The 13344-nt window shown below is 72.0% G+C and carries 15 protein-coding genes; 4 read left to right on the plus strand and 11 right to left on the minus strand.

Going from position 1 to position 13344, the window contains the following annotated elements; genetic code table 11:
• Window position 1: 1 nt before the first annotated feature.
• From secD to ruvC, 5 genes are all read right to left on the minus strand, one after another.
• A complete protein-coding gene (gene secD / locus VSH64_RS15425; protein WP_326836283.1) occupies window positions 2-1759 on the minus strand; it encodes a protein translocase subunit SecD in 1758 nt (585 codons plus the stop codon).
• A 205-nt stretch (window positions 1760-1964) separates the two neighbouring features.
• Window positions 1965-2396: a preprotein translocase subunit YajC gene (gene yajC / locus VSH64_RS15430; RefSeq protein ID WP_326836284.1), complete on the minus strand. Its 432-nt coding sequence runs from the start codon at window positions 2394-2396 to the stop codon at window positions 1965-1967.
• Window positions 2397-2552: 156 nt separating this feature from the next.
• Window positions 2553-3635, minus strand: a complete 1083-nt coding sequence (ruvB, locus tag VSH64_RS15435; protein WP_326836285.1) for a Holliday junction branch migration DNA helicase RuvB — start codon at window positions 3633-3635, stop codon at window positions 2553-2555.
• A gap of 3 nt (window positions 3636-3638) precedes the next feature.
• A complete protein-coding gene (gene ruvA / locus VSH64_RS15440) occupies window positions 3639-4235 on the minus strand; it encodes a Holliday junction branch migration protein RuvA (RefSeq protein ID WP_326836286.1) in 597 nt (198 codons plus the stop codon).
• Window positions 4232-4873, minus strand: a complete 642-nt coding sequence (gene ruvC / locus VSH64_RS15445; RefSeq protein WP_326836287.1) for a crossover junction endodeoxyribonuclease RuvC — start codon at window positions 4871-4873, stop codon at window positions 4232-4234. Before ruvC ends, ruvA begins: the two co-directional genes overlap by 4 nt.
• 74 nt (window positions 4874-4947) lie before the next feature.
• On the opposite strand from ruvC, the gene VSH64_RS15450 reads away from it, so the two are divergent.
• Window positions 4948-5418, plus strand: a complete 471-nt coding sequence (locus VSH64_RS15450; protein WP_326836288.1) for a cupin domain-containing protein — start codon at window positions 4948-4950, stop codon at window positions 5416-5418.
• A 34-nt stretch (window positions 5419-5452) separates the two neighbouring features.
• Here VSH64_RS15450 and VSH64_RS15455 read toward each other — a convergent pair whose 3' ends face one another.
• The 3 genes from VSH64_RS15455 to pdxT all read right to left on the minus strand — a co-directional run bounded on the left by VSH64_RS15455 (window position 5453) and on the right by pdxT (window position 7670).
• Complete coding sequence (locus VSH64_RS15455) at window positions 5453-5974, minus strand: DUF4262 domain-containing protein (RefSeq protein WP_326836289.1); 522 nt, start codon at window positions 5972-5974, stop codon at window positions 5453-5455.
• Between the two features lie 235 nt (window positions 5975-6209).
• Window positions 6210-6965: a YebC/PmpR family DNA-binding transcriptional regulator gene (locus VSH64_RS15460; protein WP_326836290.1), complete on the minus strand. Its 756-nt coding sequence runs from the start codon at window positions 6963-6965 to the stop codon at window positions 6210-6212.
• 60 nt (window positions 6966-7025) lie between these two features.
• Window positions 7026-7670 carry a pyridoxal 5'-phosphate synthase glutaminase subunit PdxT gene (gene pdxT / locus VSH64_RS15465; RefSeq protein ID WP_326836291.1) on the minus strand — a complete coding sequence of 215 codons (645 nt, stop codon included), beginning with the start codon at window positions 7668-7670 and terminating at the stop codon, window positions 7026-7028.
• A gap of 456 nt (window positions 7671-8126) precedes the next feature.
• On the opposite strand from pdxT, the gene pdxS reads away from it, so the two are divergent.
• Window positions 8127-9041: a pyridoxal 5'-phosphate synthase lyase subunit PdxS gene (gene pdxS / locus VSH64_RS15470; protein WP_326836292.1), complete on the plus strand. Its 915-nt coding sequence runs from the start codon at window positions 8127-8129 to the stop codon at window positions 9039-9041.
• A gap of 120 nt (window positions 9042-9161) precedes the next feature.
• Here the strand turns inward: pdxS and VSH64_RS15475 are convergent, their stop codons facing one another.
• Complete coding sequence (locus VSH64_RS15475) at window positions 9162-9725, minus strand: helix-turn-helix domain-containing protein (protein WP_326836293.1); 564 nt, start codon at window positions 9723-9725, stop codon at window positions 9162-9164.
• A gap of 70 nt (window positions 9726-9795) precedes the next feature.
• On the opposite strand from VSH64_RS15475, the gene VSH64_RS15480 reads away from it, so the two are divergent.
• Together VSH64_RS15480 and VSH64_RS15485 are read left to right on the plus strand one after the other, a co-directional pair.
• Complete coding sequence (locus VSH64_RS15480; protein ID WP_326836294.1) at window positions 9796-10500, plus strand: AzlC family ABC transporter permease; 705 nt, start codon at window positions 9796-9798, stop codon at window positions 10498-10500.
• Complete coding sequence (locus VSH64_RS15485) at window positions 10500-10820, plus strand: AzlD domain-containing protein (RefSeq protein WP_326836295.1); 321 nt, start codon at window positions 10500-10502, stop codon at window positions 10818-10820. The genes VSH64_RS15480 and VSH64_RS15485 overlap by 1 nt, the downstream gene beginning before the upstream one ends.
• Before the next feature lie 3 nt (window positions 10821-10823).
• Here the strand turns inward: VSH64_RS15485 and VSH64_RS15490 are convergent, their stop codons facing one another.
• Both VSH64_RS15490 and VSH64_RS15495 read right to left on the minus strand, forming a co-directional pair.
• Window positions 10824-11789 (minus strand): DUF5937 family protein, encoded by a 966-nt coding sequence (locus VSH64_RS15490; RefSeq protein WP_326836296.1) that lies wholly within the window; start codon window positions 11787-11789, stop codon window positions 10824-10826.
• Window positions 11790-11848: 59 nt separating this feature from the next.
• A complete protein-coding gene (locus tag VSH64_RS15495) occupies window positions 11849-13291 on the minus strand; it encodes an FAD-dependent oxidoreductase (RefSeq protein WP_326836297.1) in 1443 nt (480 codons plus the stop codon).
• Window positions 13292-13344: the final 53 nt, after the last annotated feature.

Below are 13344 nucleotides of genomic sequence, written 5' to 3' on the forward strand. Positions count from 1 at the left end.
GTCAGGCCTCCTTCACGTTCGTGCGGCCGACGGCGGTGCGGTTGGCCCGGCGTTCCGAGGCCAGCTGCTGCACGGCACCGAGGCCGAGGTTCCGGGGGTTGGACAGGAACGCGGACTTCGACGTGGACACCATCGCCACCAGCGGGTGGGTGACCATGTAGACGACCACGAGGTCCAGCACCGTCGACATGCCGAGGGTGAACGCGAAGCCCTGCACGTCGCCGACCGCGATCACGTACAGGATCGCCGCGGCCAGGAAGCTCACGCCGTCGGACGCCAGGATCGTGCGCCGGGCGCGAGCCCAGCCGCGCGGCACCGCCGAGCGGAACGTGCGCCCTTCCCGGATCTCGTCCTTGAGCCGTTCGAAGTAGATGACGAACGAGTCCGCCGTGATGCCGATGGCGATGATCAGGCCCGCGATGCCGGCGAGGTCGAGCGTGTACCCGATCCACCGGCCGAGCAGCACCAGCGTCGCGTAGACCAGCAGGCCCGACAGGGCCAGCGACAGGATCGTGAGGATGCCGAGCAGGCGGTAGTAGATCAGGCAGTAGATGAAGACCACGATCAGGCCGATCGCGCCGGCGAGCAGGCCCGCCTGCAGCGAGGCCGAGCCGAGCGTCGCCGACACCGTGGTGGCGTCGGACGAGTCGAACGACAGCGGCAGCGAGCCGTACTTCAGCACGTTCGCGAGGTCTTTCGCGTCGCTCTGCGTGAACTGGCCGGTGATCTGCGTGTTGCCGCCGAGGATGGCGCCCTGGATGGTCGGCGCCGACACGACGTTGGTGTCGAGCACGAACGCGGCCTGGGTGCCGACGTTGGCCGAGGTGAAGTCACCCCAGGTCTTGCTGCCCGCGGCCTTGAACGTGAGGTCGACGGTCCACTGGCCGCGCTGCTGGTCGTAGTTCGCGGCGGCCGTGGAGATCTCGGTGCCGGGCAGGAACTCCGGGCCCAGCACGTACTTCGTGGCGTCCTTGTCGCCGCACGCGACCAGCGGCTTGCTCGAGATGTCGTTGCCCTCGAGCGGGTCGGCCACGTTCGGCGCGCAGGTGAGCGAAGCGAGCGCGGCCTGCTGCGCGGCCTGCGCCTTCGCCTGGTCGGTGGAGGCCAGGTCCGGGTTCTGCCGGATGTCCTGCGCCTGCTGGATCGGCGTCTTGGCCTGGTCGCCGGTCGGGGCGCCCGAGGCGGGAGCCGACGGCGTGGTGCTCGGCGGCTGCTGGGCCGGGGCGCCGGCCGCACCGCCACCGCCGTTGGGGGTGCTCGAGGGAGCGCCCGTGGCGGACGGCGGGGCCGAGGGGGCGCCGGAGGACGGCGGCGCGGACGGGCTGCCCGAAGCCGGCGGGGTCGCGGGGGTGCCCGGAGCGGGCGGCGCGACCGGCGCGTTCGGCTGCGAGGTGATCACCTTGCGGAAGCCGAGCTTCGCGGTCTGTCCGAGGGACTTCGCCTGGTCGCCCTGCGCGCCCGGGACCGTGATCACGACGTTGTTGCCGTCGAGCACGACCTCGGTGCCGGCGACACCGATGCCGTTGACCCGGGTCTCGATGATCTGGCGCGCCTGGTTCAGCGAGTCGCGCGTGGGCTGGCCGCCGTCGGGCGTGCGCGCGGTGAGCGTGACCCGGGTGCCGCCCTGCAGGTCGATGCCGAGCTTCGGCGTGGGCTTGCCGCTGCCGGTGAAGAACACCAGGGCGTACAACGCGACCACGATCAGGGCGAAGAAGGCGAGATAGCGTCCCGGGCGGAGATGCCCGGCCGATGGTGCCACGGTGCTTCGGTCTCCTCGGACTGGGTGGACCCCAACTGGTTCGGTGAGCGTGCCGGGACGGTGCTCCCGACGCGCTGCTGGGCATGACTATGGCGGCGGACACGCACGCAGCACCGAGACAGTACTCGGTGCTGCGTGAGCCCTGCGTTCGCCCGTACCGACTTTCGTCGGCTACGCGCGTGTCACTGCCCGGGGAAGAAGCAGGTCACTTCTTCCCGTGCTCCAGCGGGGGCGCGATCTGCGCACCGGACTTCTCGCCGTCGTCCGCGATGGACTCCTGGGCGGGTGCCTCGGTGGTGGTGGAAGCGACGCCACCGGTCGTCTCCTCGACCTCGGCCGAGTCGACGTCGTCGTCGGTCTCGTCGGTCTCGACGACCGGGTTGACCTTCTCGCGGACCGCGATGCGCAGCCACGTGGTAACGACACCCGGCGCGATCTCGATGTCGATCGTGTCGTCGCCGGAAGCGTCGGCGACGGTGCCGTAGAGGCCCGAGGTGGTCATCACGCGGTCACCGGGAGCGATGCTCTTCTGCAGGTCCTGCTGGGCTGCCTGCTGCTTCTTCTGCTTGCGGGTACCGAGGACGAGCGGCACGGCCACCACGACCAGCAGCAGCAACGGCAGCAGTAAGTTGTTCATGACTCTCCATTCGACGGACGTCGCGTCGTCGGTGCTTACGTCCGGTTTTGACGGATGTGCTGTCTTCGAGTGTGCCAGGTGCTCGCGAAATCGCCAGCACCCACCATCGGTAACGCGCCCGCCGGCCGGTGCCCGACGTCCCCCGTCAGCCCTGGTTCAGCCCTGGTCGAACAACGAGGGACCGCCCTGGTCCGACCGCCCCGCCTCGGGCGGCGGCACCAGGCCGAGGTGCTCCCACGCGGCCGCGGTCGCGACCCGGCCCCGCGGAGTCCGGGCGAGCATACCCGCGCGGACCAGGTAGGGCTCGCACACCTCTTCCACCGTGGTCGCCTCTTCACCGACGGCGACCGCGAGCGTCGAGATGCCCACCGGTCCCCCGCCGAACGAGCGGGTCAGCGCGCCGAGCACGGCCCGGTCGAGGCGGTCGAGGCCCAGTTCGTCGACGTCGTAGACCTTCAGCGCCGCGCGGGCGACGTCGCGGGTCACGTTGCCGTCTCCGCGCACCTCCGCGTAGTCGCGCACGCGGCGCAGCAGGCGGTTGGCGATGCGGGGCGTGCCTCGCGACCGGCGGGCGATCTCCGCGCAGCCGTCGCGGTCGATGGGGATGTCGAGGATCGTCGCGGCGCGGCGCACGACCAGCTCCAGCTCGGCGTCGGAGTAGAACTCCATCTGGCCGGTGAAGCCGAAGCGGTCGCGCAGCGGCCCGGTGAGCGAACCGGAGCGCGTGGTGGCCCCGACCAGCGTGAACGGCGCGATCTCCAGCGGGATGCTGGTGGCGCCGGGACCCTTGCCGACCACCACGTCGACGCGGAAGTCCTCCATCGCGAGGTACAGCATCTCCTCGGCGGGCCGGGCGATGCGGTGGATCTCGTCGATGAACAGCACGTCGCCCGGCGACAGGTTCGAGAGCATCGCGGCCAGGTCACCCGCGCGTTCGAGCGCCGGGCCGGACGTGATGCGGATGGCCGCGCCGAGCTCGGCGGCCACGATCATCGCCATGCTCGTCTTGCCCAGGCCCGGCGGGCCGGACAGCAGCACGTGGTCCGGCGGCACGCCGCGGCGCCGCGCGCTCTCCAGCACCAGCTCCAGCTGCTCGCGCACGCGCGGCTGGCCCACGAACTCGTCGAGCTTGCGCGGGCGCAGGGTCGTCTCGACCTCGCGCTCGCCGTTCTGCGACAACGCCGAGAGCGTGTCGTCGGTGTCGTCGCCGGTGTCGAACTCGGTCACCTCGTGGTCCATCCGCTACCGCTTGCGCCCGAGAGCGGCCAGCGCCGAGCGCAGGACCGACGCGGTGGTGTGCCCGTCGCCTTCGGCCAGCACGCGGTCCACGGCCAGCTCGGCCTGCTTGGCCGGGAAACCCAGGCCCGCCAACGCTTCCACGACCTCGGCGCGCAGCGCGCCAGGCGCGGACACAGCCGGCACCTCACCGGTGGAGCCGAGCGCGGTGACCTTGTCGCGCAGTTCGAGACTGAGCCGTTCGGCGCCCTTGCGGCCGATGCCGGGCACCTGCGTGAGCACGGTGATGTTGCCTTCCACGAGCGCGGCGCGCAGCTTGTCGGGCTCGAGCACCGCGAGCGTGGCCAGCGCGAGGCGCGGCCCGATGCCGGACACGGTCTGCAGCAGGCCGAACAGCTCGCGCGCGTCTTCGTCGGCGAACCCGAACAGCGTGAGCGAATCCTCGCGCACGACCAGCGCGGTGTGCAGCCGCACCTGCTCGCCGCGGCGCAGCGTGGCCAGCGTGGCCGGGGTGGCCTGCACGGCGTAGCCCATGCCGCCGACCTCGACCACCACGTGGTCCAGGCCGACGGACAGCACTTCACCGCGTACGGAGGAGATCATCGTGGTGCTCCTGTGTCGTCCAGCTTGGTCGGGGTCCGCAGCGGCGCGCGGCGCGCCGGGGTGCGGGTGGCGGCGCCGGCCTGCTTCGCGGCGGCCGCCAGCTTGGCCTTGTGCGCGCGGGCCAGCTCGGCCGCGCGGGCCTCGGCCTCGGCGAGCCGGACCCGCATCGGCTCGCGCCAGAGGTGGCAGATGGCCAGCGCCAGCGCGTCGGCCGCGTCGGCGGGGTGCGGCTTCACCTCGAGGTTGAGCAGGCGCATCACCATACCGGTGACCTGCGCCTTGTCCGCGCGGCCCGACCCGGTGACCGCGGCCTTGACCTCGCTCGGGGTGTGGAACACGACCGGCAGCCCCCGCCGGGCCGCGGCCAGCGCGACGACGCCGCCCGCCTGCGCGGTGCCCATGGCCGTGCGCACGTTGTGCTGCGCGAACACGCGCTCGACGGCGATCGCCTCGGGCCGATACTTGTCCAGCCAGACCTCGACCTCGTCGGCGATGCCGAGCAGCCGGAGCGCGAGGTCGGCGTCGGGCGGGGTGCGGACCACACCGACGGCCACCGCGCGCACGGTCCGGCCCTTGCCGCCGTCGACCACACCGAGACCGCACCTGGTCAGACCGGGGTCCACCCCGAGCACCCGCACACCTTCTCCTTCACCCGCACGAACATCCGTTCGAGATGCAGGCTACTGGGCGGGGCTCCGGCAGGATGGTCGCCATGCCGCAGCCGCCGGAATTCATCCACCACCTGGGTCTTTCACCGCTGCCGGTGGAAGGCGGCCTCTTCGCGCAGAGCTGGCGTTCGGCCGAGGGGTCGGCGATCTACTACCTGCTGGTGGCGCCGCAGTTCTCGGCGCCGCACCGGTTGGACCGCACCGAGGTGTTCGTGCACCACGCCGGTTCGGCCGCGCGGATGCTGCTCCTGCACCCCGAAGGATCTTCCGAAGGCTCTTCCTCCGGCACCGTGACCCGGCCGGTGCTGGGTCCCGACGTCGCCGCGGGCGAGCGGCCGCAGGTAGTGGTGCCGGCCGGGACCTGGCAGGCGACCGTGCCGCTGGGCGAATGGTGCCTGCTCGGCACGGTGGTGGTGCCGCCCTACACCGACGACTGCGTGGAGTTCGCCGACGTCGAGACGCTCGCCGCGCGGTTCCCGGCCGCGGCGGCGGACCTCAGGGCGCTGCCGCGGTGACCGGGCCCCGGCTTTCGGTTCGAGGCCCGTCGGCTCAGGGGCCGTCGACGCCGGGGGTCCAGCTTTCCGGCGCGCCGCTCTCGGTGAGCACCGGCTGCCAGTCGGCGAAGCCCTCGGGAGCGGTGTCGTGCCAGGGGAACTGGCCCTCGGCCGTGGAGACGACCAGCTGCAGCGCCGGGAAGTCGCCGTCGGGGTAGACGAGGAACGCCGAGCCGAAGTACTCGGGGTAGTGCCCCTTGGCCACGCGTTCGAACACGATGGCGCCGCCCTGGAAGAAGTCGTCGTAGCGCTTGCCGACCTCGAAGATCTCGCCGTTGGCCGCGCGGTCGACGTACGCGTCGAGCAGGATCGGGCCCATGTCGCCGGGCAGGCCGACGACCACGGCCTCCGGCACGTTGTGCAGCGCCCACGCGCAGGCGGTGAAGCAGAAGTTGGCGCCCTGGTCGTCCTGCGGGACCGCGATGACCGCGTTGCCCCGTTCCTTCGCCTGGGACTCGATCCAGTCGATCAGGCGCTGTTCTTCGGAGGTGAGGGCTGAGGTCGTCACGGCGGCCATTGTGCCGGAAGCGCGTGGCTGAGCCCAGTACCGGCGCGGGGCAATTTTCCGGAGTACCGCGCTTTTCCGCGGCACAGCAAGGAATCCGACTACGCTCCGCTCACCGGTACGGAAACGGCCCCGGCCGGACGCGGGATTCCTCCGCACCCGACCGGGGCCGTTCGCCGGCCCGCTCTACTCTGCGTGGACCGCCGAAATTCCTTGCTGCGGCGGGAAACCCGCCGGTGTATCGAGGTCAGTCGACCAGAGCCATGACCTCGTCCGACACATCGAAGTTCGCATAGACGTTCTGCACGTCGTCGCAGTCTTCGAGCGCGTCGATCAGCTTGAAGACCTTCTTCGCGCCGTCCACGTCGAGCGGCACCGAGACGGTGGGCAGGAACGTGAGCTCCGCCGACTCGTACTCGAACCCGGCTTCCTGCAGCGCCTTGCGCACCGGCACCAGGTCGCCGCCCTCGGACACGATCTCGTAGCTCTCGTCGAGGTCGTTGACCTCTTCGGCGCCCGCGTCGAGCACGGCCATGAGCACGTCGTCCTCGGTCGCGTCGGCCTTCGGCATGATCACGACGCCCTTGCGGTTGAACATGTAGGCGACGGAACCCGGGTCGGCCAGGGAGCCGTTGTTGCGCGTGAGCGCGGTGCGGACCTCCATCGCGGCACGGTTCTTGTTGTCCGTGAGGCACTCGATGAGCACCGCGACGCCGTTGGGCCCGTAGCCCTCGTACGTGATGTTCTGCCAGTCGGCACCGCCGGCCTCTTCACCGCCGCCGCGCTTGCGCGCGCGCTCGATGTTGTCCTGCGGGACCGAGTTCTTCTTCGCCTTCTGGATGGCGTCGTAGAGCGTGGGGTTGCCGTCGGGGTCCCCACCACCGGTGCCGGTCCGGGCGGCCACCTCGATGTTCTTGATCAGCCGGGCGAAGAGCTTGCCACGCTTCGCGTCGAGGTTGGCCTTCTTGTGCTTCGTCGTGGCCCACTTGGAGTGGCCGCTCATCTTTCCTCCATTTGTTCCGCGTGCCCCCGACTCGCGTCGCGCGCACGCCGCAATCCCTGCTCAGGCTTCTCGCACGAGCTCGACGAACAACCGGTGCACGCGCTCGTCCCCCGTGATCTCGGGGTGGAACGCCGTGGCCAGCACCGACCCCTGCCGGACGGCGACGATCCTAGCGTCGGCCGCGCCGTCGGCCGGGTCGTGCGGCACCAGCCCGGCCGGAACGGTGGCCAGCACCTCGACCCCGTCCCCCGCTTTCTCGACCCAGGGGGCCCGGATGAAGACCGCGTGCACGGGCCCGTCACCGACCCCGGCGAAGTCGAGGTCCACTTCGAACGAGTCCACCTGCCGGCCGAACGCGTTGCGCCGCACGACCACGTCGAGGCCACCGAGCTGCTGCTGGTCCGGGCGCCCGTCGAGCACCTGGCGGGCGAGCAGGATCATCCCCGCGCACGAGCCGAACGCCGGCAGGCCGCCGGCGATCCGCTCGCGCACCGGTTCGAGCAGCTCGAAGCTCTCCAGCAGCCGCGACATGGTGGTGGACTCGCCGCCGGGCAGCACCAGGCCGTCCACTTCGGACAGCTCCGCCTCACGCCGCACGGGCACCGCGTGGGCACCCGCGCGCTCCAGCATCGCGACGTGCTCGCGCACGGCGCCCTGCAGGGCGAGCACGCCGACCGTCGGCCGTGCTCCCGAAGCTGTCGCCAACCCGACCTCCCGAAAGACGTTCCGTTCAGCTTAGGGGGCCCCGCCGCGAGCCTTCCGGCCAGGTCAGCGGGCGCTCGCCCGGCTGTCACCCACCCGAGCGACGAGCTCGGCCACCGGACACCGGGACCGGGAAGTGGCCTTCCCGAAACGCCATCGAGTGGCCACCCCGGGAGGGATCTTGCCGACGGACGTGACACCCGCGAGCACCCGCGCACCGGACAGCACCGCAGCGGCCCCCACCTGTCCGTCCAGGATACCCCGCCGGCACCGGTGCAGGTCAGCGCTCTTCCACCCGGACGTGAGCGGGACGACACCACGCCTGGCGCCGCGGATGCCCAGGTCGTGGCCACGGCGAAAGTGGACTCCCGAGATACCCGGCCACTGGCCTGGTTCACCGGTCCACCGCGCCCCTACGCTCGAAGACGCAGGAGTTCGTCCCCGAGAAAGGCCCCCGAGGTGTCCGAGCAGCAGTCCACTCCCGAAACCCAGTCCGTCACCGGCACCGCCAAGGTCAAGCGCGGCATGGCGGAGATGCTCAAGGGCGGGGTGATCATGGACGTGGTCACCGCCGAGCAGGCGAAGATCGCCGAGGACGCCGGCGCGGTCGCGGTGATGGCGCTCGAGCGCGTGCCCGCCGACATCCGCGCGCAGGGCGGCGTGGCCCGCATGAGCGACCCGGACCTGATCGACGGCATCATCGAGGCCGTCTCGATCCCGGTCATGGCGAAGGCCCGCATCGGCCACTTCGTCGAGGCGCAGGTGCTGCAGTCGCTCGGCGTCGACTACATCGACGAGTCCGAGGTCCTCACCCCGGCCGACTACGCCAACCACATCGACAAGTGGGCCTTCACCGTCCCCTTCGTCTGCGGCGCGACCAACCTCGGCGAGGCCCTGCGCCGCATCACCGAGGGCGCGGCCATGATCCGCTCCAAGGGCGAGGCCGGCACCGGCGACGTCTCCAACGCCACCACCCACATGCGCCAGATCCGCGCCGAGATCCGCAAGCTGACCTCGCTGCCCGAGGACGAGCTGTTTGTGGCGGCCAAGGAGCTGCAGGCGCCGTACGAGCTGGTCAAGGAGGTCGCGGCCAACGGCAAGCTGCCGGTGGTCCTCTTCACCGCCGGCGGCATCGCCACCCCGGCCGACGCGGCCATGATGATGCAACTCGGCGCCGAAGGCGTGTTCGTGGGCTCGGGCATCTTCAAGTCCGGCAACCCCGCCCAGCGCGCCCAGGCCATCGTCAAGGCCACCACCTTCTACGACGACCCCGACATGGTCGCCAAGTTCTCGCGCGGTCTTGGTGAGGCCATGGTGGGCATCAACGTCGAAGAGCTGCCGGAACCGCACCGCCTCGCCGAGCGCGGCTGGTGAGTCCCGGCTGATTTCAGTCAGTGGTTCGAGAGGCCCCGCGGACTTCGGTGCACGGGGCCTCTGCCGTGTTCGGGTTCGACGCCAGCGGCACGCCATCGGTCGGCAAAGCCCGGCGACTCCTCAGGAGTACTCCGAGATCTCCACCCCGAACGTGCCCGGTTCCAATGCCTCGAACAGGTGCGGCACGTCCCCGGGGTAGGAGATGTAGTCGCCGGGGAGGAGTTCGACCGGGTCGTCCGTCACGCCGACGCGGGCGCGTCCGGCGCAGATCACGATGTGTTCGACCACGCCGTTCATGTGCGGGTCCGAGCGGCGCGGGGTGCCCGGCTCCGCGCGGATCACGTACAGGTCCCGGCGGGCCGAGGGCGGGCACGCGGACAGCAGCGTGCACGCGTAGTCGGCGTGCTCGGCGAACACCGTCGGACCCTTGCCCGCGCGGATCACGCGGACCTGGGGCCGCTCGGGTTCCACGAGCCGGGAGAACGGCACGTCGAGGGCCACACCGAGGGCCCACAGCGTCTCGACGCTCGGGTTGCCCGCGCCCGACTCCAGCTGTGACAACGTGGATTTCGCCAGGCCCGCGCGGCGGGCGAGGTCGGTGAGCGAGAGGCCCGCGCGGGTGCGCTCGCGGCGCAGCGACGCGGCGATGATCTCCAGCGGTGCGCCGGCGGTCTCCTGCGACATGCGTGTTCGCTCCATCAGTCTTCTCGTTCGCCTTGACGAACGGCCGGTCCTGTGTTCAGCATAGGACACTATGCGTTCGATTTGGCGAACACTCGACCGGGACCTGACCCGGGACATCGCGCTCGTCTGCCTGGCCGACGGGCTCGTGGGCGTGTCGTACGGCGCCATCGCGGTGAGCTCGGGCTTTCCGCTGTGGGCCCCGATGCTGCTGTCGCTGGTGGTCTTCGCCGGCGCGTCGCAGTTCATGCTGGTGGGCATCATCGCCGGCGGCGGCAACCCGTTCGCCGCCGTGGTCGCGGGACTGCTGGTGAACACGCGGCACCTGCCGTTCGGCTTCGCGATCGGCGACGTCTTCGGCTCGAAGTGGGCCGCCCGGATCGCGGGCAGCCACCTGATGATCGACGAGTCGGTGGCCTTCGCCCTGGCCCAGCGCGATCCCGGGCGCCGCCGCGCCGCCTACTGGGCGTGCGGTGCCGGCCTGTTCGTGTGCTGGAACGCCGGCGTGGTGCTCGGCGCCTTCGCCGGCAACGCGATCAGCGACACCGCCGTGTTCGGCCTCGACGCCGCGTTCCCGGCCGTGCTGCTGGCCCTCGTGCTGCCGGCGCTGCGCGATCGGGCCACGCGGCTGCCCGTGGCGGTCGGCGTGGTGGTCGCCCTCGTGGCCACCCCGTTCCTGCCCGCGGGCCTGCCGGTGCTGCTCGCGCTGGCCGGCGTGCTCGTCGGAGTGGCGGCGAAGGAACCGAAGACGAAGAAAACGCCGGAAGGAGCCCACTGATGGACGGCGGGGAACTGCTGATCGCCACCTTCGTGCTCGCGGCGGGCACGTTCGCCTTCCGCTTCGCCGGCCCGGTGCTGCGCACGCGCGTGCACCTCTCCCCGCGCGCCCAGCGGCTGATGGCGCTCGCGGCCGTGGTGCTGCTGGCCGCGCTGGTGGCCACGAGCGCGCTCACGGAAGGCCACGCATTCGCCGGCTTCGCTCGCCCGGCCGGGGTGCTGGTCGGCGGCGTGCTGGCCTGGCGCAAGGCCCCGTTCGTGGCCGTGGTGGTGGCCGCCGCGGCCACGGCGGCGCTGCTGCGGCTGGCCGGCGTGCCCTGAGGCTCAGTCCTCGGCCGCGGTCACCAGCGCGTCGGCGGCGAGCGTGCGCGAATGAACGCCGTCGGGGGCCGTGGCCACCAGGCCGGCGGTGCGCAGGAGCTGCAGGTGCTTAGCGATCACGCCCTGCTTCAGCCCCGTGCGGCGCGCCAGCTCGACGACGTCCGCGGGGGTGGTCAGTGCCGTGACGAGCGTGCTGCGGCTGCGCCCGAGCACCCCGCGCAGCGCGCCCGACGACGAGGTGCCGCCGGTTTCCCACAGGCCCGCGATGCCGCGCGCCGGGTATCGCAGCACGGGCTGGCGCCCCGCGTGGGTCCGGGAGATCACCCGGGGCCAGACGAACACCGAAGGCGCCAGCACGAGCCCGTGGCTGTGCGGCGCACCGAGGGCGGGCACGTGCCGCTGGGCCACGATCAGCGAGCCGTCGGTCCAGTGGACGGCCGGCGCGAGATCGCGGAACAGGTCCTCCGTGGCCCCGGCGGCGAGCAGCCGCGAGCGGTGCAGCACGTCGCCTTCCAGCAGCGCCCGCATCCGCGGCCACGCGGGGGCCAGCGCCACCGCCCAGTACCTCTCCATCAGCGCGGCGAGCCGGTCGAGCCCCGCTTCCGGGTCGCGGTGCAGGCGGCTCACCGCGGCCGACCGCGGCGGGTCCATCGCCTCGAGCTCGCGGCGCACCGCGCGCGGCGCCACGTCCCGCAGGTCGGCGAGCTCGTCGACCAGCTGCGGGACCGGCGAGGCCGGCGCCGGGGTGAGGAACCGCGGCACCGACCTCCCGGCCACGAGATCGGCGAGCGGCGTGACGTCGACCCCCGCGTCGGCCAGCGCGCCCGACGCCTTGCGCACCCACGGCAGGTGCAGGGCGTGCTCCCCCGGCCGCGCGAGAACCCGGACGCTCGCCACGATTTCCCACAACGGAGAAAACGCGAGCCTCGTTCGCGCGAGTTCGTCGGCCGACCACGCCAGCTCCAGCACGTTCCTCCTCCTCGGGAAAACGGGAATCGGAAAAGTGTAGAACAATCCGTTGTGGACAGTCAGGCCGGGGTTACCCCTTGGGGGAACGCGAACACGCGGTCCGGGTCGTACCGGCGGGCCACCGCGCGCAGCCCCGGCAGGCTCGATCCGTAATAGGCACGACCCCAGTCGGGCATTTCCGGATCGAGGTAGTTGACGTAACCCGTAGTGCCGAATTCGGGCCCGAGCCCGTCGCGCATTCGCCCGATCGCGCGGCGAGCCGCGGTCTCCGGGGCGTGGTCGAGCCCGTAGATGAACTGGAAGCTCGCGAGCGCCCGCCGGTGCGGGAAGGCGGAGTCACCGCGCGCGATCGCGCCACCGCCACCGTCCACGATCGTGTAAGAAACCGGGTCCTCGCTCAGCAGCTCGAGCACCGCGGCCGGATCCTTCGCCGGGCGCAGCTGCATCCGCGAAGTCGCGACGTAAGCGGCGGTGCCGATCGACCCCGTGCCGCCGCCCCAGCCCGGGCCGCACGCCGAACCTCCGAGGTCCGCGCAGCCGGCGAAGTACCGCATCGCGCCGAGGAAGTCGGTCTCCGGTTCCTCCCGCATCGTCGGCGCGGCCCCCACCCGTCGGACGAACGCGTCGAGAATCGGTTTCAGCCGGCCGCGCGGGCCGGCGAAGCAGCCGCCGAAGTTGGCCGCCGTGGCACCGAGCCCGAGGTCGGACCAGAGCTCGTCGGGCTGGCGCGGCTGCCAGTCCTGCCACTCGGCGAACAGCGCCGCGGCCGCCGCCGGCGGGAACTGCAGGCTGAACGAGGTGAGGTCCGGTGCCGGCGCCGTGCGGAAGGTGAACGACGTGACGATGCCGAAGTTGCCGCCCCCGCCGCCGCGCAACGCCCAGAACAGGTCGGCGTGCTCGTGCGCCGACACCGTGCGCGCCACGCCGTCGGCCGTCACGACCCGGGCCGATTCGAGCTGGTCGCAGGTGAGCCCCAGCAGCCGGCCGAGCACACCGACGCCCCCGCCCAGCGTGAGCCCGGCGATGCCGACGGTCGGGCACGTGCCCGCACCCAGCGCCCGCCCCGCCGACCCAAGCGCCTGGTACACCGGGCCCAGCCGCGCGCCGGCGCCCACCACCGCGTGACCGTGGCCCAGCACGCGGATCCGGTCGAGCCGTCCGACGTCGACGACGAGGCCGCCGTCCACAGTGGAGTACCCGACGTAGCTGTGCCCGCCCGAGCGCGCGGCCACCGGAACACCGTGGTGCGCGGCGAAGTCCACACAGGCCTGCACGTCGGCTTCGCTCACGCAGCCGGCGATCGCCGCCGGGTGGTGGTCGTACATCGTGAAATAGCCGTGCCGCGCGGCCTCGTACCCCGCGTCGCCCGGCACCAGCAGCGGACCCGAAAGCCGCCGCCGCAGCTCGGCCCACCGATCCGGCCCCACGGCGGCACCGAGGCTCGCCGCCACCGGTACCGCCGCCCCCGAAAGCCGCAGGAAAGTGCGCCTGGTGATCGTCATCCCGCTCCCCCTCACCCGGCCGAGGCCGGTTCCCGCCAGGGAGCAAACGCGTG

This window comes from Amycolatopsis rhabdoformis, from assembly GCF_035918295.1.
In the GTDB taxonomy this organism is placed as follows: Bacteria; Actinomycetota; Actinomycetes; order Mycobacteriales; family Pseudonocardiaceae; genus Amycolatopsis; species Amycolatopsis rhabdoformis.